This is a genomic window from Geothrix limicola (assembly GCF_030268085.1).
Taxonomy (GTDB): Bacteria; Acidobacteriota; Holophagae; order Holophagales; family Holophagaceae; genus Geothrix; species Geothrix limicola.
Genome location: NZ_BSDE01000004.1, coordinates 255330 through 276811 on the forward strand (window position 1 = coordinate 255330; position 21482 = coordinate 276811).

The following is a 21482-nucleotide window of genomic DNA, read 5'->3' on the forward strand; positions in this document are numbered from 1 at the left end:
ATCTAGCCCACTGGAAAAGATCCCAGCAAGTTCATCCATCCGCCCCTTCCGGGTGGCGGGCCCGATGCGAGTCCTTACACTTTGAGCCTCAACGCCTCCCCTGGGGTGGATCATGGCCAAGTTGCTGCTCGTATCGAACCGTGTGCCCTGGACCGTCGCCTGCGCAGGAGGCAAGGGGGTGCTGAAACCCTCTTCCGGAGGCCTGGCGACGGCCCTGGCGGGCACCCACGCGCGGGGCGAGACGCTCTGGGTGGGCTGGCCCGGGGATCTGGGAGGCCTCGACGCGGAGGCGCGCCAGGCCATCCTCGATGAGCTTCAGGCCCAGCGTGTGATTCCCGTGGAGTTGTCCGCCGAGGAGGTGGAGCGCTACTACGAGGGCTTTTCCAACGGCGTGTTGTGGCCCCTGTTCCACTACCTGCTGGACAAGGTCCGCCTGGACACGGACCAGGACTGGGACGCCTATGCCTCCGTGAACCAGCGCTTCGCGGAGGCGGCGGCCGAGCGCGCCGAACCCGGGGATTCCGTGTGGATCCACGACTATCAGCTCATGTTGGTGCCGCGATACCTTCGGGAGCTGCGGCCAGACCTCCGGATCGGGTTCTTTCTCCACATCCCCTTTCCCGCCTACGAAGTGTTCCGCATCCTGCCCTGGCGGGAACTCCTGCTCCAGGGCGTGCTCGCCTCGGATCTCGTGGGCTTCCACACGCCCGGCTACCAGGCCCACTTCGTCAACGCCTCCCGCCGCATCCTGGGGGCCGAATCCCGGGAGGATGGCCTCGACTACGACGGCCACCACGTCGCCCTCGGCGACTACGCCATCGGCATCGACGCCGAGGCCTTTTCGACCACGGCGGCCTCGCCTTCCGTCATGGCGCGGGTGCAGGAGATCCGCCAGGATCTGGGGGGACGCACCCTGATCCTGGGCGTGGACCGACTCGATTACACCAAGGGCATCCCTCAGCGCCTTCTCGCGGTGGAGCGGTACCTGGAGCTGCATCCGGAGATGCGGGACAGCGTCCTCTTCCTCCAGGCCTCGGTGCCGTCGCGGGAGCGCGTGGAAGCCTACGCCCAGTACCGCAAGCAGGTGGACGAAGTGACGGGGCGGATCAACGGCCTGTATGGAAGCCCTTCGCGGGTGCCCGTCCACGTGCTGCACCGGAACATCCCCTTCGAGGAGCTCGTGGCCCTCTACCGGGCCGCGGACGTGATGCTGGTGACGCCGCTGCGGGATGGCATGAACCTGGTGGCCAAGGAGTTCTGTGCCACGCGCGGCGATGATTCGGGGATCCTCATCCTCAGCGAATTCGCGGGCGCCTCGGCGGATCTGCGCGAAGCGATTCTCGTGAACCCCTACGACACCGGCGCCATGGCCGAGGCGCTGGATACGGCCCTGCGCATGCCTCCGGGCCAGGCCAGGGCCCGCATGCGCGCCCTGAGGAAGCGGGTCATCACCCACGATGTGCACCGGTGGGCCGAGGCTTTCCTGCGCGATCTGCACGCCCAGGGCCCGTCGCCGCATCCGATGGCAGCCCACGAGGCCTTCCTGCCCTCGCTGCTGGAGGATGCTTCTGATACGGAACGGATCGCCCTGCTGCTGGACTACGACGGCACGCTGGTGCCCTTCACCGAACGGCCGGAGGAGGCGGTGCCGGATCCGGACCTGCTCGCACTGCTGGAGCGCCTGGCACGCATCGAAGGGAACGAACTGCACCTGGTCAGCGGCCGGGGCAAGGATGTGCTGGATGCCTGGTTCGGCGGAGGTCCCTTCATCCTGCACGCCGAGCATGGCCTGTGGCGGAAGGCCGGGCCGGGCAGTCCCTGGACGGCGCGGATGGACCACAGTCCTGGGTGGAAGCTCGAAGCCAAGACCGTGCTCGAAGGGTGGGCGCGCAACTTCGAGGGGGCGCTGCTGGAGGAGAAGGATCATTCCATCGCCTGGCACTACCGCCAGGTGCGGAGGGGCGTGTCCAGCCAGACCCTCCAGGCCATTCGGGATTCCCTGCGACCCCTCGCGGAGCGCGAGGGACTGGAGGTGCTGGAAGGCTCGAAGGTGCTGGAGCTGCGGCTGCGGGGCGCCCACAAGGGGCTGGCGGTCGACGAGGCCCTCACGACCCAGGGCACCCTTGTCGTGGCCCTCGGCGATGACCGGACCGACGAGGACCTGTTCCGGGCCCTTCCGCCTTCGGCGCTTTCGATCCGCGTCGGGCAGGGCCCCAGCCGCGCGTTGACGCGCCTGCCGGACCCGCGTGCGGTGCGACGGTTCCTCGAGGACCTGGCCGCGGGGCTGGAACGTATCCCACGCAAGGCGCTTGTTTGATTCCTCCGTGATGCCATGCCCGAGATCCCCCTCCTGAACCACGGCCTCATCGGCAACGGCAGTCTGCTCGCGCTGGTGAGTCCCACCAGCGCCATCGAATGGCTCTGCCTGCCGCGCTTCGATGGGCCTTCGGTGTTCGCGCGGCTGCTGGACGCCGAATCCGGCGGCGTCTTCCGCATCTTGTCGGCGGGCGCAGAGACGACCGGGGAGATGGCCTACGAGCCCAACACGAACGTGCTGTGCACGCGGTTCACGCAGGAGGAGGGCAGCTGGGAGCTGATCGATTTCGCGCCTCGCCTGCCCAAGGGCTGGGGCGAGGAGACCCCCATCCGCCTCACGCGGCTGCTGCGGCCCCTGGGCGGGCGCGTCCGGCTGTCCATCGACTTCGATCCCCGCCTCGACTACGGACGCGGTCCCACGCGGATCCTGGCCCTGCACGATTGCCTCGAGGTGCAGGGCACGGGCGGTCCTCTCTACCTGCAGACGAACCTGCCCATCAGCTACGTGATGGGGAAGCGGGAATTCGCCCTGGACGGCCCGATCTTCCTGAGCCTGTCCTACGGCCAGGCGCCGTCCATGACGCTTTCGCAGGCCCAGCACGAACTCGAACTCACGACGGATGGGTGGCACCGCTGGTCCAAGACCTGCGGGCTGCCGCTCTTCAAGCCCGGCATGGTGCTGCGCTCGGCCCTCTGCCTGAAGCTCCACGCCTACGAGGACACGGGCGCCATCATCGCCGCAGCCACCACCAGCATCCCCGAGGCCATGGGCACGGAGCGGACCTGGGACTACCGCTACTGCTGGCTGCGCGACGCCGCCTTCGTCGTGGAAGCGCTGCGGCGCCTGGGCCATCTGCGCGAGGGCGAGCGCTTCCTGCGCTACCTGCGCAACGTGGCCGAGGCGGGCCCGCTGCAGCCGCTCTACGGCATCGACGGCAACCCTTCCGCGCCCGAGCAGATCCTCACGAACCTGTCGGGCTTCGGCGGCCAGGGCCCCGTGCGCATCGGGAACGCCGCCGTGGACCAGCGCCAGCACGACCTGATGGGGGAGCTGGTGCTCTGCCTCGAGACGCTGCTGCGGGATCCGCGGCTCGTCCACGGCGAGGAGGACCTGCGCTTCTTTCCCCTCGTGCGCCGCCTGGTGGAGGAGGCCATCGTCCTCGCGCCCCAGGCCGACACCTCCATCTGGGAATTCCGCAGCCTCCTGCGGAACTACACGTTCTCCCGGGCCATGTGCTGGGTGGCGATCCACCGGGGGGCGGCCCTCGCGGGACGCTTCCAGGAGGCTTCGCTGGCCAGCGCCTGGGAGAACATCGCCGCGCGGGAACAGGAGGTGCTCCTCGAGCGCGGATTCAATGCAGGCGCAGGCTTCTTCACCCAGACGCTGGACGGCGCCTTCCCGGATGCCTCCCTGCTACTGCTGCCGACTCTGGGCCTGCTCGATCCGAAGGACCCGCGCTTCCTCTCCACCCTCGATCAGTACGGTGAACGCCTCACCGAAGGCGGCCTGATGATGCGGTACCGCAACGAGGATGATTTCGGCGCCCCCTCCAGCACCTTCACCATCTGCTCCTTCTGGTGGGCCGAGGCCCTGGCGCTGGCGGGCCGGCTGGACGAAGCCGTCGAGGTCTTCGAGCGGATCTGCGGATTCGCCAATCCCGTGGGCCTCTTCTCCGAAGACATCGATCCTGCCACGGGCCGCCTCTTGGGCAACTTCCCCCAGGCCTACACCCACGTGGGCCTGATCAACGCCGCCATCACCATTTCCGAGCTGCTGGAGGCGCGGGATGGCAAGGTCCGCGCCTGGTCCTGACTGCCTCAGGCATGGGCCTGATGTTTGGCCACGATCCAGTCCACCACCTGATCCAGGCTCATGTTGCTGGAGTCGAGGGCCGTGGCGTCTTCGGCTTGGCGCAGGGGGGCGACGGCACGGCTGCTGTCGGCGGCATCGCGGTGCTGCTGATCCTGCAATACCTCGTCGAAGACCGGCGAGCCGCCCTTGGCTTCGAGTTCCAGGAAGCGCCGGCGGGCGCGGGCCTCGGGACTGGCCGTGAGGAAGACCTTGCAGCAGGCTCCGGTGAAGACCACGGTGCCGATGTCGCGGCCATCCACCACCCAGCCGCCGCTGGCGCCGATGCGGCGCTGCTGCTCCACCAGCACCTCGCGCACGCGGGGCAGGGCGCTCACGGGAGAGACCAGCCGCGTGACCTCCTGGCTGCGGATGGCCTCGCTCACATCTTCTCCCGCGAGGAACACCCGCTCGCCACGCTGGGCGAGGTCGAGGCCCGCCAACAGACCTTCCAGGGCGGCGGCGTCCGCGAGGGAGATCCCGGCACGCAGCACCGCGAGGGCGACGGCGCGGTACATGGCGCCGGTGTCGAGGTACTGCCAGCCCAGACGTGCGGCGACCCGTCTGGCGGTGGTGGATTTCCCCACTCCAGACGGGCCGTCGATGGCAATCAGGGAAAGCACAGAAGCAGTCATTCCTACATTCTGGAGTGCCGCGTCCCGCCGATCCACTGGGTCTCTATTGCTTGATTCCGAATTCCTTCAGGATCTTGGGATCCTTCTCGTCCTGGGCGAGGAGCGTGTGGCAGGTGTCGCAGTCGCCCTTGATGGTGCGGCCGTCGGCGGAGGTGTGGCCGCCATCGTGGCAACGGAAGCAGCCGACGGCTTCTTCGTGGCCGATGTTGTTGGGGTGCGTGCCCCAGGTGATCTTCATTTCGGGGAAGACGTTGCGCATGTAGATGGCCTTGACCACCTCGCCAGCGGTGTCCACCTGGGCGCGCTTGTGCTTGTAGATCTCGGGGTAGCTGGTGCGATAGAACTCGGCGAGGGCCACGGGGATCTTGGCGGCGGCAGTCTTCTGATCGGGGTAGTCCACCTTCAGGAGCTCGAGGGCCTTCTTCTTGAGGAAGGGCAGCTCGGTGTCCATCCGCTTTTCCATCATGGCCTTGTCGAGGGCGCGGTCGGGCAGCTGGAAGGCGTGGGTGGGGCGGTTGTGGCAGTCGATGCAGTCCATATTGCGGATGCTGGCCTTCTCCAGCTTCTCCTTGGGCATCGTCTTGAAGTCATCGGTCACGTACTCAGTCAGCGTGCCGTTCTCCTCGCGGTAGGTGACCTTGGGGATCTCCTGGCGGCGGGGATCCGTCGACAAGTAGCTGATGCGCTCCATGGCATCGAGGTGGCGGCCGTGGATGCCGGTGGTGCCGTTGGGCGTGTGGCCGCCGATCTTCAGCAGGAGGATGGTCGTGGAGGCCGTGTTGGCTTCATCCTCGGCGAACTTGGTGCGGATGATGAGCTTGTCGTCCGTGAACTTCTGAGGCCAGTGGCACTGTTCGCAGGTTTCGCGGGCCGGGCGCAGGTGTTCGACCGGGCTGGGGATGGGCCGGGAGAAGGTGCCGAAGGCCACCGCGAAGAGCTGACGCGAACCGGAGATCTTGGCCCGCACCAGGGCGGGTGCGCCATGGCCGATGTGGCACTGGGCGCAGCCCACGCGGGAGTGGGGCGAATTGAGGAAGGCCGTGTATTCGGGGCTCATCACCGTGTGGCAGGTGAGGCCGCAGAAGCGGTTGGAGTCCATGTACTCCACGCCCTTGATGCCGGCCGTGCCGAGGATGGACACGTTGATGAAGGTGAGCACGCCGACGATGGTGAGCAGGCGACGCACGCTGGGCTGGTTGAAATCCACGGCCTGCAGGGGCAGGACGGGCTCGCCGGCGGCCTTGCGCTGCTTGCGCACGCGGAGGATGCCGACGGGGATCAGCGCCAGGCCCAGCAGGAAGAGCGCGGGGAAGATGAGGAAGAACATGATGCCGGCGTAGGGGTGGACCTGACGCGGGCTCGTGAGTTCCATGAACCAGAACCAGACCAACACGAAGGCCGAGCTGGTGGTGAGGGCCGTGCCCGCCAGGCTGATCCAGTTGTTGCCCAACTGGAACGCCATCCGGAACATGTCTCTGATCCGGGCTCCGATGCTCATGAACAACCTCCATCGCTTAAGTGGCAAGACAGGTGACATCCGAGTAGGAAATGCCTTTGCTTACCCTAATTTCTTCTAAGGGCCCCCGCAAGGTTGTGTCACGGCCCTTCTGAGGGCAACTCCAGCGATATCAATCTGGGGTATTCCGGGTTGTGACAGATGTCCAGCCGGCGAGTGATCCTAGAGATCCTGCTGGCGCAGCAGGTGCAAGAAGGCGTCACCGTACTGCTGAAGCTTTTTCGGACCGACGCCGCTCAGGGCTAAGAATTCGGCTTCGGTGGCGGGCCTGAAGCGCGCCATCTGCTGCAGGGTGGCATCGCTGAAGATCACGTAGGCAGGCACGCTCTTGGCATCGGCCAGCTGCTTGCGCAGCGCCTTCAGCTCTCGGTAGAGCAGCTCTTCGCCCTCCACGGGGCCTTCGGTCAGGGGAGGGCGCGAGCCGCGGGGCGAGCCGCGCTTGGCCTTGCCGGGCTTGGGTGCGGCCTCCAGCGGATCGGCGCCGGAGCAGACGTCACAGGAGGTGCCGCAGGCCTCCATCCGCTCGCCGAAATGCGCGAGCAGGGCCTGGTGGCGGCACCGCGGGGCCTCGGCGAGACGGAACAGATCGCGGGTCTGGCGCTGCTGGGCCTGGGCGAGGGAGGTCTCCAGATCCTCGGTGAAGCGGTCGTAGCTGAGCACGTCGCCCCAGCTGTAGAACATGACGCAGTCAGCTTCGGCGCCGTCGCGGCCCGCGCGGCCGATCTCCTGGTACCAGCCCTCCACGCTCTTGGGCATGTCGCGGTGGATGACGTAGCGGATGTTGCTCTTGTCGATGCCCATGCCGAAGGCGACGGTGGCCACGATGACGTCCACGTCATCGCGCTGGAAGGCCTCCTGTGCGGCCGAGCGGGCCTGCGCGTCCATGCCCGCGTGGTAGGCCGCGGCCCGAATGCCTTCGCCAGAGAGGAAGGCCGCCGTCGCTTCCACGGCCTTTCGCGACAGGCAGTAGATGATGCCGCTTTCGCCGCGCCGGGCCAGCACGAGGCGCAGCATGGCCTCTCGCACCGGGGGCAGGCCCTCGGCGCCCTTGCGGTAGGCGCTGACGCGCAGGTTGGAGCGGAAGAAGGAACCCTGCACTTCCACCGGATTGCGCATCTCCAACTGGGCGGCGATGTCGCGGCGGACCTCGGGCGTGGCGGTGGCCGTGAGGGCGAGGATGGGCACCTGAGGGAAGCGCTTCTTCAACCCGGCCATCGTGCGGTAGGCGGGGCGGAAATCGTGCCCCCAGTGGCTGATGCAGTGGGCCTCGTCGACGGCGATGAGGCGCAGGTCCACCTCGCGCAGCAGGTCGGCGAGGTAGAGTTCGAGCCCCTCCGGCGCGGCGTAGACCAGTTCCATCTCGCCGTTCTTGAGGGCGCGGATGCGCTCGCGGCGGGCTTCGGCGCTGAGGCTGGAATTCAGGAAGGTGGCGCGCAGGCCCGCCTCCGTGAGGGCATCCACCTGATCCTTCATGAGCGCGATGAGGGGCGACACCACCAGCGTGACGCCGCCCAGGAGCCGCGCCGGCAGCTGATAGGTGAGCGATTTTCCGGCTCCCGTGGGCATGATGCCCACGACGTCCCGGCCTGAAAGCACGGCCTCGATGATGGTGCGCTGGCCCGGACGGAAGGTGCCGTAACCGAAGGTGGCCTTGAGCGCCGCTTCCAGATCCGGCGGCGTCTCCAGGTCCGAGGCCAGGGCCTTGAGGGCCGCGATGGAGGTCGGCTCGAAGGCGCCGGGATCCTGCTTGTAGCGGCCTCTCAATGCCTCGAGGCCCTGTCGGCACGCAGCCCTTTCACCGCGTTCCAACAGGGCCTTCAGGAGGCCGATCTCCTCGGAAACTGGTGCCAACTAGCAGCCGCCGTCGAGCAGGGGGCCGGCGGCGGCCCAGAATGCCTGCATCTCCTCGGGTTTTCCGAAGGAGACGCGGATGTGGTTGGGCAGACCGTAGCCCTGCATGGGACGCACGATCACGCCGCGCTGAAGCAGTTCCTTGAACAGCTCGGCGGCGGGGAAGGCGCTTTCCAGCAGGATGAAGTTGCCGCTCGTGCCCGAGATCTGGCAGCGGTGCTTGGCGGCTTCGGTGCGGAAGGCGGCGCGGGCCTCGGTGTTCTTCTGGCGGGAGAACGTTTCGAAGGCCAGATCCTGCACGGCGACTTCCGCGGCGGCCTGGGCCAGGTGGTTGGTGTTGAAGGGGCTGCGCACCCGATCGAGGTAGGTCATCAGCTCCTTCGATCCCAGTCCGTACCCGATGCGCAGGGCCGCCAGGGCGTGGATCTTGGAGAAGGTGTGGAGCACCAGCAGATTCGGCCGCTCGTCGAGGTAGGCGGCGGCGTCGGGGTACTCGGCGGGATCCTCGTATTCGGCGTAGGCCTGATCCACCACCAGCACGATGTCCTCGCGCAGCTCGCGTACCAGGCGCTCCAGGGCGGCGCGCTCGAGGCGGATGCCCGTGGGGTTGTTCGGGTGGCCCAGGTAGACGAGGCGGGTGTCCTCCGCGACGGAGCGCAGGATGTCATCCACATCGAGATCCGTGGCCGAGGCGCGGGATTCGATGACGCGCCCGCCGGCGGTCTGGGTGGCGATGCCGTAGATGGCGAAGCTGTGCTTGGGGATGACGGCGCTGCCGCCGTCCAGGAAGGCCGCCTTGGCCACCATCTCCAGGATCTCGCTGCTGCCGTTGCCGAGCACCACGCGATCGGCCGTCAGGCCCTTCCGCTCGGCGATGCGCTGGCGGAGGTAGAACCCGTCACTGACCGGGTAGAGGCCCAGGCCCTCGAACTCGGAACCGGCGATGACCGAGGCCACGCGGGCCTTCACGGCCTCGGTGGGGCCCCAGGGATTTTCGTTGGAGGCCAGCTTGACGATGCGGGTGAGGCCCAGCTCGCGCTGCACCTCCTGGATGGGTTTGCCCGGCACGTAGAGCGGAATGCGGGAGAGACGGTCGAAGCCGGGAACGGTGGAAAGGCTTGCGTTCATCAGGCTGGCCGTTCGGAGAGGACCTTGTCGACGATGCCGTACTCCAGAGCTTCCTCGGCGCTCATGAAGAAGTCGCGGTCCATATCCTTCACGACCTTCTTCAGGGGCTGGCCCGTGTGCTTGGCGAAGGTGGCCGCGAGGTTGTCCTTCAGGCGCTGGATCTCCTTGAAGGTGATCTCGATTTCCGTGGCCTGGCCCTGGGCGCCACCGCTGGGCTGGTGGATCATGATGCGCGCGTTGGGCAGGGCGAAGCGCTTGCCCTTGGTGCCTGCGGACAGCAGGTGGGCGCCCATGGAGGCGCACTGTCCGATGCAGTAAGTGACGATGTCGTTCTTCACGAACTGCATCGTGTCGTAGATGGCCAGGCCCGCCGTGACGCTGCCGCCGGGGCTGTTGATGTAGATCTGGATGTCCTTGTCCGGGTCTTCGCTTTCGAGGAACAGCATCTGGGCGACGATGGCGTTGGCCACGTTGTCGTCGATGGCGGTACCCAGGAAGATGATGTTGTCCTTCAGCAGGCGCGAGTAGATGTCGTAGCTGCGCTCGCCGCGAGGGGTCTGTTCGATGACGATGGGGGGATAGTAGCTGCTGGGCATGGGCCCTCCGGCTGAGTGAACCAGGATAGCAAGAAGGCGCCTCGCGGCGCCTTCTCCGTCGAACAGACGCAGACTACTTCTTCGCGGTGGCACTCTTCTTGGCCTTGGGCTTCTCTTCGGCCTCGGGTTCGGCCTTCGCTTCAGCCTTGGCGGCCTTCTTGGGCTTTTCTTCCTTGGGCTTTTCCTCGGTGTCCTCGGCCTTCTTCACGGCCTTCTTCTTGGCCTTGGGCTCTTCGGCCGCGTGGTCATGATCGTGGTCACAGTCGGGGCCGTGGACGTGGCCCACGGGCGCCACGGCGGCGGGCTCACCGCCCTCCTGGCCCTCCAGGTCGCCGCCCTCCAGGCCACCGGCGTCGAAGCGGTTCACGGGAAGCCCGGCCTCGCGCTTGCGCTCCAGCTCGACCAGGGCCTCGAAGGCGGCCTTGTCCAGCAGCTCTTCGGTGACCTTGGCGGTGGTGAGCAGGTGCTCGAAGATGCGGTCGGTGCGCAGGCGGCCCTTGATCTCGGTGGTGTTGCCGCGCTTCTCCAACTCGGCCTTGAAGGCTTCGAAGGGCTGCTGAACCTGGTTCTCGGCCATGAAGTTGCGGATCTCGGTGTCGATGTCGGCATCGGGGACTTCGATGGACTCGACATTGCCGATGGCCTGCAGCAGGTAGCCGCTGCGCACGGCGCGCTCGGCGTCGTTCAGGCGGTACTGGCGGTAGGCCTGCCAGTTCACCTTCTTGGGATCCATGCCCTGGCGGGCCACCTGCTGGGCGAACTCCTGGCAGTAGTCGTCGAGCTGCAGGCCCACCATGGAGCGGGGCACCTCGAAGGGCGCCGCATCCAGGAGAGTGTCGAGCATGTTGGCGTGCAGGCGGGCCACGGCGTCGCGCTCGGAGGCCTCTTCGAGGTCCTTCGCCACGGCAGCCTTCAGGGCCTCCAGGTTCTCGTAGGCGCCCATGTCCTTGGCGAACTCGTCGCCCAGGGCGGGGACTTCCTTCTGGCGCAGATCCTTGATCTGGACCTCGTAGGAGAGGGTCTTGCCGGCGAGGACCTTGTTGGCCTCATCCTCGGGATGGGTGAGGGTGAAGCTCTTCTTCTCGTCGACCTTCATGCCCACGAGCTGGGCGTCGAAGGGGCGGGTGGCGTCGATTTCGAGCACCTGGTCCTGGTAGCTCTGAGCCTTGAGGCCCTGGGGCTTCACGCGGATGTCGCAGGTGGCGATGAGGCCCGTGGCCACGGCGCCGTCCTCGACGGGCAGGTACCTGGTAGCGCGCTGGCGCAGGCCTTCGAGGTTCTCGAGGACGGTCGCCTCATCGATGGCGCGCTTCTTCTTGGTCAGGACCATGGCCTTGTAGTCGGGCAGGACGACTTCGGGGGCCACGTCGAACTGGGCGCGGAAGACCGCATCGGCGCCTTCCTTCAGATCCAGCTTCTCGATGGAGGGGTGGGAGATGGGCTGGGCGCCGGTCTCCTGCGCCGCCTTCCAGAAGTGCTTCTCCACCAGCTGCTGGGCCACGTCCGACTGGATCTCCCGGGCGTACTTCTGCATGAGCACGGGGCGGGGAGCCTTGCCGGGACGGAAGCCGGGGATGCGGACCTTCGGGGCGATCTTCGCCACCACGTCGTTGAAGGTGGCGCTCACCTCGGCGGCGGGCACCGTCACTTCGACGGCCTTGCGGGTGGGGGAATTGTGATGGAGGGTGGCGGACATGGAAGCTCCGTGAAGCAAGGGAAAGTTCTAAGAATCATTCGGCTTTCGTGGTGACTCGGGCACATCCTGTGCCCTCGCCCTTCGGGCGGCAATGGCCGCTGGCGCGTCCATTCCGTCCTATTTCGCAATCCTGCGAAATGGTGCGAACGGTCGGACTCGAACCGACACGGTGTGAACCGCTGGAACCTAAATCCAGTGCGTCTACCAGTTCCGCCACGCTCGCAAAAGCCGAATTGTCAAAAACCGGTGGTGCGCCCAGAGCGACTCGAACGCCCGACCCTCAGGTTCGAAGCCTGATGCTCTATCCAGCTGAGCTATGGGCGCGCACCGAATCCCCTAGTCTACCTGGAACGCCCGGGCGCTTCGACCCCAAGGTTGACCGGGCAGGATGCCCGCCTGGAAGCCCCGTCAGGGCTGCAGGCACCAGGCATCCTCGGCCCCGTGCCACCGAAGGGTGGCCAGGGCCGCCTCATCCAAGCCCAGGGCTTGGGCGGCCTGGGCCTCGGAGGTCAAGTCGCAGGGGATGACGCCGGGGTCGTCGGTACCCAGGGCGCAGCGCACGCCGGCCTCAAGCATCCGCGGGAGTGGATGGGGGGCCACGTCGGCGGCGAGGGCGCGGTTGGAGCTGGGGCAGACATCGACGGGGATGCCCCGTTCGGCCAGCAGGTCGAGGGTGGCCGCGTCGGCCCGGATGCCATGGACGATGCGCTCGACACCGCCTTCGAGGATCGCCTCGCGAACGTTCGAACCTGGGCCGTTCTCGCCCGCGTGGGCGGCGATGCGCAGGCCCGCGGACCGGGCCCGGTCGAAGACGGGGGCCCAATCCCGGAAGAGGCAGCCTTCCAATCCGCCGGTGGAGAACCCTTTCACGAAGGCGGGCAGGCCGGGCAGGACCAGGTTGAGGACGTCGTGGCCGTGCTTGGGGCCGAAGTGGTTGACGGCATCGATCACGACGCAGGCGCGAAGGCCCATGGCGCGCGCCTCCGAGAGTCCCTCCTCCACGCCGAGCCAGAAATCTTCCAGAGAGATCTGCTGGCGGTGCACGACGAGGAAATGGGGCGAGGCCCAGAGGTCGAAACCCGTGCCGCCGGCGCGCTGGGTGCGTCGCGCCACAGACAGGGTCGCCTCGCGCACGGCCTCGCGGCTGTCCAGCAGGGCCGCGCCGAAGAGGAAGGCCTCGATGAAGCCGCTGAAAGGCACGGCCTCGCCGGACCAGAGGGTCTCCAGGCTGGCGGGAAGGTTCAGGCCCCGGCGTTCAGAGGCCGCACGCACCCAGGCCGGATCGAGGGATCCCTCGAGATGGGTGTGGCGGTCGATGAGGGGAATGAGGGTGGCTGGGCTCACCCGCACATTATGCTCACGGCTCGCCGGATCCTCGCTGATCACGCTGCGCAGCAGCCGGTCTCGCGATTCAGCGGGGGTCGTCTACTCGTCGTAGTCGTCCATGCGGAGGTCGCCGGGATCGAAGCCTTCGCCGCGGCCGCGCTCGATGGCCACGCCGCTTTCGCTGAAGGTCTCTTCCAGGTTCTCGGCTTCGGGCTCGGCGGCGAAATCATCCTCGATGACGTGGACGCTCTTTTCCTTCTTCACGGCCTTGGGCTTGGCGGGTGCGGCCTTTTGGTTGGCGCCGCATTTGGGGCAGATGGCCTCCGGCTTTCCGAAGTCATAGAACTTCGCCGCGCACTGGAAACATGTGAATTTCTTGCCAAGATCTGCCATTGCCCGTCCTCGTCCGTACCCAAAGGAACAAGGTTCTACCAGAATCAGGCCCGGTTGTCATCCTTGCCGGCAAGGCTTTCAGGCCCAGGGAGCGGCTCCCAATTTGGAAACGTCGCCATCGCATAGCAATTGGATGATGGTGTTGGTAAAAATGCGGTGACGATTTTCGACGGGCTCTCCGAACCGTTCCACAAAGGTGGCCCGGCTTCGCTCGAGCTCATCCCGCAGTTGCTGGTAGAGATTTCCGTTCGTTCGGGCCTGGGCGACCTTGGCCGGGAAGTAGAGTTCCACGTCTCCCACGAGCACTCTGGCCAGGCGCTCGGCGGCGGCGCGGGTCCGGGGGTCCAGGTCGCCCGTGGGGGCGGGGTCGATGGTTTCAGGCACGACCTGGGTGGGTGCGCTGGGATGGGGTTCGGGTTCCGGCTCCGGAGCGGGATGGTGCCGCGGCTCCTCCTCCTTGCCCGCCGCCAGGGAGGCAAGCATGGCCGCGGCGACGAGCACGAGGGCACGGGCCTGCTCGGGGTGGTCGAGGGTCTGGCGCAGGCCGCTGTCCACGAGCACCAGGGCCACGACGCGCCGCTTGTGCAGGAGGGGAAAGATCGCCACCTCTGCGGCTTCGAAGGCGCTGATGGGAGCGAGGAGCGCGGTGTAGGCGGCCCCTCTGCTGCGAATGGTCCGCGTCGAACCCTGGATCAGGGCTTCGAGGTCCGGAGGCGGCACGATGGCGCCGGGCTTGACGGGCGCCTGGGCTTCGAAGCCCCGGAGGGCATAGAGCGAGGCCAAACCCTGCTTGAGGATGAAGAGGGCGCTGCGCTCCACGAGGGGAGAAAGGGCGTCCAGCAGACGCTTGAGCAGGTCGCTTTGGCTGGTGGCGCCTTCCAGCAGGTCCAGGGCGGCCGCCAGGTCCTGGTCTCCGGCGCCCGCGGGCCTGAGGGGCACCTCGTCGGCATCCGACAGCTCCTCCAGGCTCAGGGGCGCCGCGGGTTCTACGGCGGACACCGGGACGGGCACGGCCTCGCGCAGGTCGGCGAGCAGGGCATCATCGGGCTGGAAACGGGCCAGCACGCTCTGCCAAGTGGCCATGACCTCTTCGAGGAGGGCCTGGTTGTGCTGATTGACCCAGGTCTCCAACCGGGTCCGGAGCGCTTCGTTCTGGGGCTGGTCCGCGGGGCGGGGGTCGCTCATCAGGGGCTCACCGAAAGGTTGAACTCAAGGGTATCCCATTCCCCGCGGAATGCCCTTGGCTGGTAATTACCCTGGGGAACCGATAGGATGGCCCAGGTTCCTTGGAGTCGTCTGATGGCGGATCTTTCCATTGCGGTAAGGCAAGTCGGAGATGTGGCGGTGCTCTTGCCCGCTGGCTTCATCAATGCCCACACCGTTCGGGATTTCGAGGAAGGCCTGGAAGACCTCGTGGAGAAGGGCCGCTACACCATCCTGATCAATTGCAAGGACCTCAGCTACATCAGCTCCGCTGGCCTGGGCGCCATCATGGGGCTGATCGAGACGGTCCGGGAGCACGGCGGCGACATCTTGCTGTCGAACCTCCAGGACAACGTCTTCGCCATCTTCGACACGCTCGGCTTCACCCAGCTCTACCGGGTCTTCACCGATGAGGACCAGGCCCTGGCGGCAGCCTCCGAGCGAAAGGATTGAGGGTGGCCGCCAAAATGGACCAATCCCAATTCAGGCTCGTGATCCCGAGTCAGACGCGCTATCTGAACCTCGTGACCGGGCTCGCCAAACGCGCCTCCCTGGTGGCCGGGCTCGACGACGCCACCGCCGCGAAGGTGAGCATCGCCGTGGACGAGGCCGTGACCAACGTGATCATCCACGCCTACGGCGGCGAGGGCGAGCACAGCGTGGAACTGGAACTGCGTTTCACTGCTGAGGCCCTGGAGATCCACATTTGGCATTCGGGCCGGGGCATCCGCGGCGACCAGATGGTGCTGCCCGATCCCAAGGAATACATCAAGCATCCGCGGAAGGGCGGCCTGGGGCTGCTGCTCATGAGCCGGTTCATGGATGAAGTCCAGTTCAAGGCGGACGAGGTGTCCGGCCGCAACGAGTGCTGCCTGATCAAGAAGATCAGCTGAACCGCCAGGTTCAATGATCATGCCGAACAATCCCTTCGACCGCCTCCGCCAGCTGGCCCTGAAGATCCCCGAAGGGGCCCAGGAGCTGCTGCCCCTCATCGACTTCCTGGAGACCTTCCCGGAACAGGGGAGCGACGAGGACCTCGTCCACCTGGTGGGCATCACGGCCATGGGCATCGCCAAGGCGCGCCAGGGTGGGATCTGGGACGGGGGGAAGTGGCTCTTCCTGCGGGGCGCCGCCCCGGCCTTTCCGACCCATCCCGGCGAGGGCTGGCAGGTGCGGCCCTGGCAGTACGCGGATGAGATGTACGGGCACCTGGTCCTGCGGGCCGAGCCCCTTCCGGATTCCGTGCCGCTCCTGCTCTCCATCAGCGCCCCGCTCCTGGCCTGGCGCCGGGCCGAAGCGGTGCGGAGCAGCCAGAACCAGTCCCTGGCCCTGCAGCTGTCCCGACTCAATACGGTCTTCGAGCTGACCCGGAACCTGGGTGAAGTGGAGACGCGGCGGGATCTGGTGCGCCTCATGGCCAACACGCTCATGGGCGAATTCCGTATCATGCGGCTATTGGTGGTGGATCCCCAGGGCCAGGTGCTGCACGCCAAGGGCCTGGGCACGCTGCCTGAAATCCTGGAGGGCGAGGCCCTTCACGACGTGGTGCAGTCGCGGGGGCTCGTCCACGCCATCGAACTGGTGGACCAGACCCACAGCCACGGCTTCGCCTATGCCGCCGATCCGGCGGTGGGGAAGCTGTCGGACGACGATGAAGTCTTCCTGCACACGCTGCTGAACCTCACCTCGTCCCAGCTCTCCAGCCTCGAACTGCGGGAGGCCCGCATCCAGGGCGAGCGCATGGAAAAGGATCTGGATCTGGCCCGCAACATCCAGCGCAGCCTGCTGCCCCAGACCCTGCCCGAGCCCGAGGGCTGGCAGTGCGCGGCGGCCAACCTGCCCTATCAGGCCGTCGGCGGCGACCTCTACGACCTGTGGATGACCCATGAGGAAGGCCGCAGCGATCGCCTGCACCTGGCCGTGGGCGACATCTCCGGCAAGGGCCTTCCGGCCTCGCTGATGATGACCCAGCTTTCCGCGCTGCTGCGGGCCATGGCGGACCGGCGCGTGGAGGACTGGGGCCACCTGGCGGGCCGTGTGAACCGCCGCATGAACAACGTCCGGGACGGAAACCGCTACACCACCCTGTTCGCGGGCAGCCTGAACCCACTGAACGGTGACCTCCGCTACGTGAACGGCGGCCACAATCCCCCGCTGATCGTGAGGGCCAACCGCGAGGTGGTGCGGCTGGCGCCCACGGGGCCCATGGTGGGCCTGCTGCCCGGCGTCACCTTCGCTCAGGGGCGGGTGCACATGGATCCGGGCGATGTGCTCGTGATCTTCACCGATGGCCTCGTCGAGGCGGAAAACGCCGCGGGCATGGAGCTGGGCGACGGGCCGCTGGCGGACGTGGTGTTGCGGCGACCGGATGCCGGGGCCGACGAGCTCTTCGAGGCGCTGCTGGTGGAGGCCTTCCAGCACCTGGAGGACGGCAAATTCCGGGATGACGTGACCCTCGTGGTCATCAAACGGATGGGTTGAACCGGATGGGCTGAACCTTCACTGCAGCCTTTCGTATCCTGGTAGCTGGAGATCGGCGCATGAATCAGACGAAAACCCTTCTCATCATCGTGGCCATGACCGGCCTGCTGGTGTGGATCGGCGGGATGCTCGGGGGCCAGTCCGGCATGGTGCTGGCGATCCTCCTCGGGCTGCTCCTGAACGGCGTGAGCTACTTCTTTTCCGACAAGATCGTGCTGGCCAGCTACGGCGCCCAGCCCGTCTCCCAGGCCCAGGCGCCGGAACTGCACGCCATCGTGGCCAACCTGGCCCAGCGGGCGGGCCTGCCCATGCCGCGCATCGCCATCATTCCCGACGACACACCCAACGCCTTCGCCACCGGACGCAACCCCGAACACGCGGTGGTGGCGGTGACGGAAGGCATCATGCGGGTGCTCAGCCGCCCCGAACTGGAAGCGGTGATCGGCCACGAGCTGGGCCACGTCAAGCATCGCGACATCCTCATCGGCAGCCTGGCGGCGGTGCTCGCCCAGGCCATCATGTTCCTGTCGCGCTTCGCCGGCTTCTTCGGCGCGCGGGACGAAGAGGGCCGCTCCAACCCCATCGCCAGCATCGCCATCATGATCCTGGGGCCCCTGGCCGCCATCATGCTGCAGATGGCCGTGAGCCGCTCCCGCGAATACATGGCCGACGAGTACAGCGCCCATCTGACGGGCCGGCCGGACATGCTGGCCTCGGCCCTGGAACGGCTGGAGGGCTACAACCGGCAGCTGCCCATGCACGATGCCCAGCCCGCCACCGCCCACATGATGATCGTGAACCCCCTCAGCGGCGGCGGCCTCATGAGCCTCTTCTCCACCCATCCCCCCATGGCCGTGCGCATCGAGCGCCTGCGGCGCATGCCCATCGAGGCGCGCTGAAGGATTCACCACGGAGGCACGGAGCACACGGAGGAAAACACGGAGAAAAGCAGTCCATTCTTTCTCGGTATTCTTGACTCAGTGCCCTCCGTGTCTCCGTGGTGGATCTTTAGGCTGGCCCCTGAAATTGAACGACTCCGCCATAGGTGCCGATAGGGCGTTTATGCGGGAACGGCTCGGCAAATTCGAGGTGGTGCGCCTTCTGGGCAAGGGCGCCATGGGCGAGGTCTACCTAGGCCGCGATCCGAAACTGGGCCGCGAGGTGGCCCTCAAGGTCATCACCGCGGGATCGGCCTTCGGAGACGAGGCCCAGGCCCGGTTCGAGCGCGAGGCCCGCGCCGCGGCCCTCCTGAACCACCCCCACATCGTCACGGTCTTCGAGTTCGGCGAAGACGAGGGCCTCTACTACCTGGCCATGGAATACGTGCGGGGGGAGGAACTCGAAGCGATCATCCGGGGCGGGAAGGCGTCCAAGGCCGAGCTGCTGGAAGTGCTGGCCCAGGTGTGCGAAGGGTTGGCCTACGCCCACGAGCATGAGGTCATCCATCGCGACATCAAGCCCGCCAACATCCTCGTCAGCCGCCAGGGCAAGCGCCTCCGCGCGAAGCTCATGGATTTCGGCGTGGCTCAGATGGGGCCCTCGGGCCTCACCCAGGCCGGCACCTGGATGGGCACCGTGAGCTACATGGCCCCCGAGTATCTCGACACCGGCAAGGCCTCGCCCAGTTCCGACCTCTTCGCGATGGGCGTGATCCTCTATGAGATCGTCACTGGCGGAAGGAAGCCCTTCCACGGCGATACCACCACCGGCGTGCTGAACCGGATCCTCCTGCATCCGCACGAACCCCTTCGGTCGGAGGACTTCCAGGATGTGCCCAAGCGGTTGAAGGCCGTGGTGGAGCGCGCCCTGGCGAAGCGACCCGAGGACCGCTACCCCGACGCCGAGGCCCTGGGGGCCGCGATCCGCGAGGCCATGAGCGCGCCCGTCGAAGCCCCTCCTCTGGCCCAGGCCGTCGCCTCCATGGCGCCGGAAAAGGAAGTCACCGCGCCGCGGCTCCGGGTGGGCAAGGGCGGGCAGGGCCAGTGTCTGAGCCTGAAGGTGGCCCTGCGACAGGCCCGCCCGGGCACCGAAATCATCCTGCTCCCGGGGACCTACCGGGAATCCGTGGTGGTGGACAAGGACGTGGCTATTCTCAGCCTGGGCGAGCCGGGCGAGGTGGTGCTCGAAGGCGTGGGCGGCCCGGCCCTGCTGATCCAGACGCCGGGGGCCAGCCTGCGCGGCCTCACCCTCCAGGCGGCGGAGCAACCCGCGCTGAAGATCCTCAGCGGGGCGCCCCAGATCCAAGGTTGCCTGATGAAGTCCGAGGGGCTGGCTGCGGACCTGACAGGGGCGGGAACCTCGGCGGTGTTTCGCGACTGCGTCTTCCAGGGGGTCATGGGCCTTCGGGTGGGCACGGGCGCCAAGGTCCGGATCGAGGGCGGCGGCCTCCAGCTTTTCCGCGAGGCTGGTGTCTGCGTGGAACCGGAGGCACAGGCGTCCATGCAGGGAGTGATGCTCGGCCCGGGCGAAGGCCTGGCGCTCAAAGTGCGTGCCCGCGGTCAGGCCACCCTGGACGGGTGCTCCCTTTCGGGAGACGCCGGATCCGTGGAAGTGGAAGGCGAGGGCGGCGTGCAGCTCAGCCATTGCCGGTTGATGGACAGCCGCTTCGCGGGCCTGCTCGCCCTGGAGAAAAGCCAGGCGATGCTGGAATCCTGCGACCTCGGGAATCACGCCTGCTCGGGGGTGCACGTGCTGTCCGGAGCCAATGTCGTGATGCGCCAATGCCGGGTGGCGGGGAACGCGGGTTTTGGCGTTTCCGTGATGGACCGGGGTCTGGCCACGCTGGAAGGCTGCGTGGTGCAGTCCAACGGTGGGGCAGGTCTGCTGATCCATCACGGCGCCACGGTGCAGGGCCGGAATAGTTCCTTCTCCGAGGGGCGGTCGCTCGGTGTGAACTGCTCCGAAGGAGGCCAGGGTGTGCTGGATGCCTGCGAGATCTCGGGCAATGCCGGGGCCGGTGTGCAGGTGGAGCCGGGGGGCAGCCTCCTACTGGCGCGGTGCACCCTGAAGGAGGGCCGGGACACGGGCCTGCTCCTGCTGGAGGATTCCCAGGTCACGCTGGAGGAGTGTGTGGTGCACCGGAACGCCCGGGGCGGCATCCTCCTCGCCAAGGACGCGGCGGATCCCGTGTTGCGTGGCGGGAACCGCATCGAGGATGGCTTCCACCGGGTCGACGGTGGCGGCAACCTGGTGCGGGTCGCGCCGGTGTCCTAGGTTCTTAGTCGACCAGCCCCGCCAGTTCATCCAGCAGGGGCAGCCAGTTCGGGGTTTCGGCCGAAGGCCAGGGCATGGGGCGGATGAGCGGATCCTCGGTGGCCGGGACCTCGCCTTCGCGAACGATGAGCGCCACGGGCAGCTCGCGGGCCTGGCCGAGACCTTCCAGAAGGGCCTGGATGTCCGCACGCGTGGGGCCTTCCTGAGGGCGGGCCTCCAGCATCAACAGGGGGCAGGCCGAGTGCTTGTCGGCCTGGAACTCGGCCAGGGCCTGGGCGGGTGTGTCCACGGCCTCGGTGCGGAGGAAGCCCGCGGCGCAGAGGGTCTGGCGCAGTGCTTCGCGGTCGGGCCCGGGCGGCATGGCCAGGAGGAGGCGGGTGCACCGGCGCCCCAGCCGCCGCAGGGCGTCGGGGGTCTCCAGGCCGGCGGGCGAGAGGCGGGCGGCGGGCCCCTTGTTCTCGACGGCGCTGCTGCGGGGGCCCGTGTCCTTCGGACTGTCGCCGAGGGTGACCGAGGAGGCGCGCTGCATGAGGTCGCGGATCGTGAGGACGGCCTGGATTTCCTGGAGCTCGGAGTCCTTGAGCTCGCCGAACTGGACCCCGATGATGAACTCGCCATCCCGTTCGCAGGCATTGGCCAGCACGCCGCGGGCGTCGAAGACCGGCAGGTTGGGGAGGTCGCGGATCTTCAGCAGGGGGAAGGATTTCCCCCGTTCGAAGAAGCCCAGGCCCGGCGTCACGCGCATGTGGTCGTCCAGGCGCATGACCCGGTCCACCCGGAAGGCGAGCCCTCCAAGTGAAAGGTTGACGAGGGGCCCCGAAAGCCCGTGGCCGGGAATGCCACCGTCCTGGGCGATCACGTAGGCCTTTTCCCGCGGGCGGAAGGGGTAGCGCTTGTGGCGGCGGCGGTCCGAAGGCGCCATGCGGGCCGGAATGGTGAAGCGGTAGAGCAGGTAGCTTTCGCGGCCGTGGAAGATGGTCGGGGCCTCGAAGCGCTGGTCGCCCAGGGAGAAGATCATCTCGAACACCGCGCCGGGGGCCAGTTCGTGGGGCAGGGGCCGGATAAGCTTCAGGTGCAGCATGGCCTTCGGCACGTCGATGTGCTGGACGCGGGCCGTGTAGGGAAGGGTGTGGGTGCCCTCCACCTTGATGGGGAATTCGATCTCCTGCTGGAAGAGGTCCTGCATGGCCTGGCGGATTTGCGCAGGATCCTCCACCGGCGTGCCACGCCCGGACCATCCGCCTGGTTTGATCTGATTCATCGACCCGCCTTGCTCAAG

General features: G+C 67.3%; 17 protein-coding genes and 2 tRNA genes. 7 read left to right on the forward strand and 12 right to left on the reverse strand.

Annotated elements, in window-relative coordinates; genetic code table 11:
- Nucleotides 1-112: 112 nt before the first annotated feature.
- Both QSJ34_RS12260 and QSJ34_RS12265 read left to right on the forward strand, forming a co-directional pair.
- Complete coding sequence (locus QSJ34_RS12260) at nt 113-2317, forward strand: bifunctional alpha,alpha-trehalose-phosphate synthase (UDP-forming)/trehalose-phosphatase (RefSeq protein WP_285575595.1); 2205 nt, start codon at nt 113-115, stop codon at nt 2315-2317.
- Nucleotides 2318-2332: 15 nt separating this feature from the next.
- Complete coding sequence (locus QSJ34_RS12265) at nt 2333-4129, forward strand: glycoside hydrolase family 15 protein (RefSeq protein WP_285575597.1); 1797 nt, start codon at nt 2333-2335, stop codon at nt 4127-4129.
- Nucleotides 4130-4134: 5 nt separating this feature from the next.
- Here the strand turns inward: QSJ34_RS12265 and cmk are convergent, their stop codons facing one another.
- The 11 genes from cmk to QSJ34_RS12320 all read right to left on the reverse strand — a co-directional run bounded on the left by cmk (nt 4135) and on the right by QSJ34_RS12320 (nt 14491).
- The gene (gene cmk, locus QSJ34_RS12270) at nt 4135-4800 is read right to left on the reverse strand and encodes a (d)CMP kinase (RefSeq protein ID WP_285575599.1); all 666 of its coding nucleotides are present in this window, start codon (nt 4798-4800) and stop codon (nt 4135-4137) included.
- Nucleotides 4801-4843: 43 nt separating this feature from the next.
- Nucleotides 4844-6298: a NapC/NirT family cytochrome c gene (locus QSJ34_RS12275; RefSeq protein ID WP_285575601.1), complete on the reverse strand. Its 1455-nt coding sequence runs from the start codon at nt 6296-6298 to the stop codon at nt 4844-4846.
- 180 nt (nt 6299-6478) lie between these two features.
- The gene (locus QSJ34_RS12280; RefSeq protein ID WP_285575602.1) at nt 6479-8167 is read right to left on the reverse strand and encodes a RecQ family ATP-dependent DNA helicase; all 1689 of its coding nucleotides are present in this window, start codon (nt 8165-8167) and stop codon (nt 6479-6481) included.
- Entirely contained in the window at nt 8168-9295 is a 1128-nt protein-coding gene (gene hisC / locus QSJ34_RS12285) for a histidinol-phosphate transaminase (protein ID WP_285575603.1), read from the reverse strand.
- The gene (gene clpP / locus QSJ34_RS12290; protein ID WP_285575604.1) at nt 9295-9891 is read right to left on the reverse strand and encodes an ATP-dependent Clp endopeptidase proteolytic subunit ClpP; all 597 of its coding nucleotides are present in this window, start codon (nt 9889-9891) and stop codon (nt 9295-9297) included. The genes hisC and clpP overlap by 1 nt, the downstream gene beginning before the upstream one ends.
- Nucleotides 9892-9964: 73 nt before the next feature.
- Nucleotides 9965-11587: a trigger factor gene (gene tig, locus QSJ34_RS12295; protein WP_285575605.1), complete on the reverse strand. Its 1623-nt coding sequence runs from the start codon at nt 11585-11587 to the stop codon at nt 9965-9967.
- Nucleotides 11588-11725: 138 nt separating this feature from the next.
- A tRNA-Leu gene (locus tag QSJ34_RS12300) sits at nt 11726-11810 on the reverse strand.
- A 24-nt stretch (nt 11811-11834) separates the two neighbouring features.
- Nucleotides 11835-11911, reverse strand: a tRNA-Arg gene (locus QSJ34_RS12305).
- A gap of 84 nt (nt 11912-11995) precedes the next feature.
- Complete coding sequence (locus tag QSJ34_RS12310) at nt 11996-12931, reverse strand: amidohydrolase family protein (protein ID WP_285575606.1); 936 nt, start codon at nt 12929-12931, stop codon at nt 11996-11998.
- A gap of 81 nt (nt 12932-13012) precedes the next feature.
- Complete coding sequence (locus QSJ34_RS12315; RefSeq protein ID WP_285575607.1) at nt 13013-13306, reverse strand: FYDLN acid domain-containing protein; 294 nt, start codon at nt 13304-13306, stop codon at nt 13013-13015.
- Between the two features lie 78 nt (nt 13307-13384).
- Complete coding sequence (locus QSJ34_RS12320; protein WP_285575608.1) at nt 13385-14491, reverse strand: hypothetical protein; 1107 nt, start codon at nt 14489-14491, stop codon at nt 13385-13387.
- Nucleotides 14492-14605: 114 nt separating this feature from the next.
- Between QSJ34_RS12320 and QSJ34_RS12325 the strand changes: the two genes are divergently transcribed.
- From QSJ34_RS12325 to QSJ34_RS12345, 5 genes are all read left to right on the forward strand, one after another.
- Nucleotides 14606-14962, forward strand: coding sequence for an STAS domain-containing protein (locus QSJ34_RS12325; protein WP_285575609.1), 357 nt, complete (start codon nt 14606-14608; stop codon nt 14960-14962).
- Between the two features lie 14 nt (nt 14963-14976).
- Nucleotides 14977-15402: an ATP-binding protein gene (locus tag QSJ34_RS12330; RefSeq protein WP_285575610.1), complete on the forward strand. Its 426-nt coding sequence runs from the start codon at nt 14977-14979 to the stop codon at nt 15400-15402.
- Between the two features lie 19 nt (nt 15403-15421).
- Nucleotides 15422-16990 carry a PP2C family protein-serine/threonine phosphatase gene (locus QSJ34_RS12335; RefSeq protein WP_285575611.1) on the forward strand — a complete coding sequence of 523 codons (1569 nt, stop codon included), beginning with the start codon at nt 15422-15424 and terminating at the stop codon, nt 16988-16990.
- Between the two features lie 59 nt (nt 16991-17049).
- Complete coding sequence (gene htpX / locus QSJ34_RS12340) at nt 17050-17889, forward strand: zinc metalloprotease HtpX (RefSeq protein WP_285575612.1); 840 nt, start codon at nt 17050-17052, stop codon at nt 17887-17889.
- A gap of 163 nt (nt 17890-18052) precedes the next feature.
- Nucleotides 18053-20203, forward strand: a complete 2151-nt coding sequence (locus QSJ34_RS12345; RefSeq protein ID WP_285575615.1) for a protein kinase domain-containing protein — start codon at nt 18053-18055, stop codon at nt 20201-20203.
- Nucleotides 20204-20207: 4 nt separating this feature from the next.
- Here the strand turns inward: QSJ34_RS12345 and QSJ34_RS12350 are convergent, their stop codons facing one another.
- On the reverse strand, nt 20208-21464 hold the full coding sequence (locus QSJ34_RS12350; RefSeq protein ID WP_285575617.1) for a PilZ domain-containing protein: 1257 nt from the start codon (nt 21462-21464) through the stop codon (nt 20208-20210).
- Between the last annotated feature and the right edge of the window lie 18 nt (nt 21465-21482).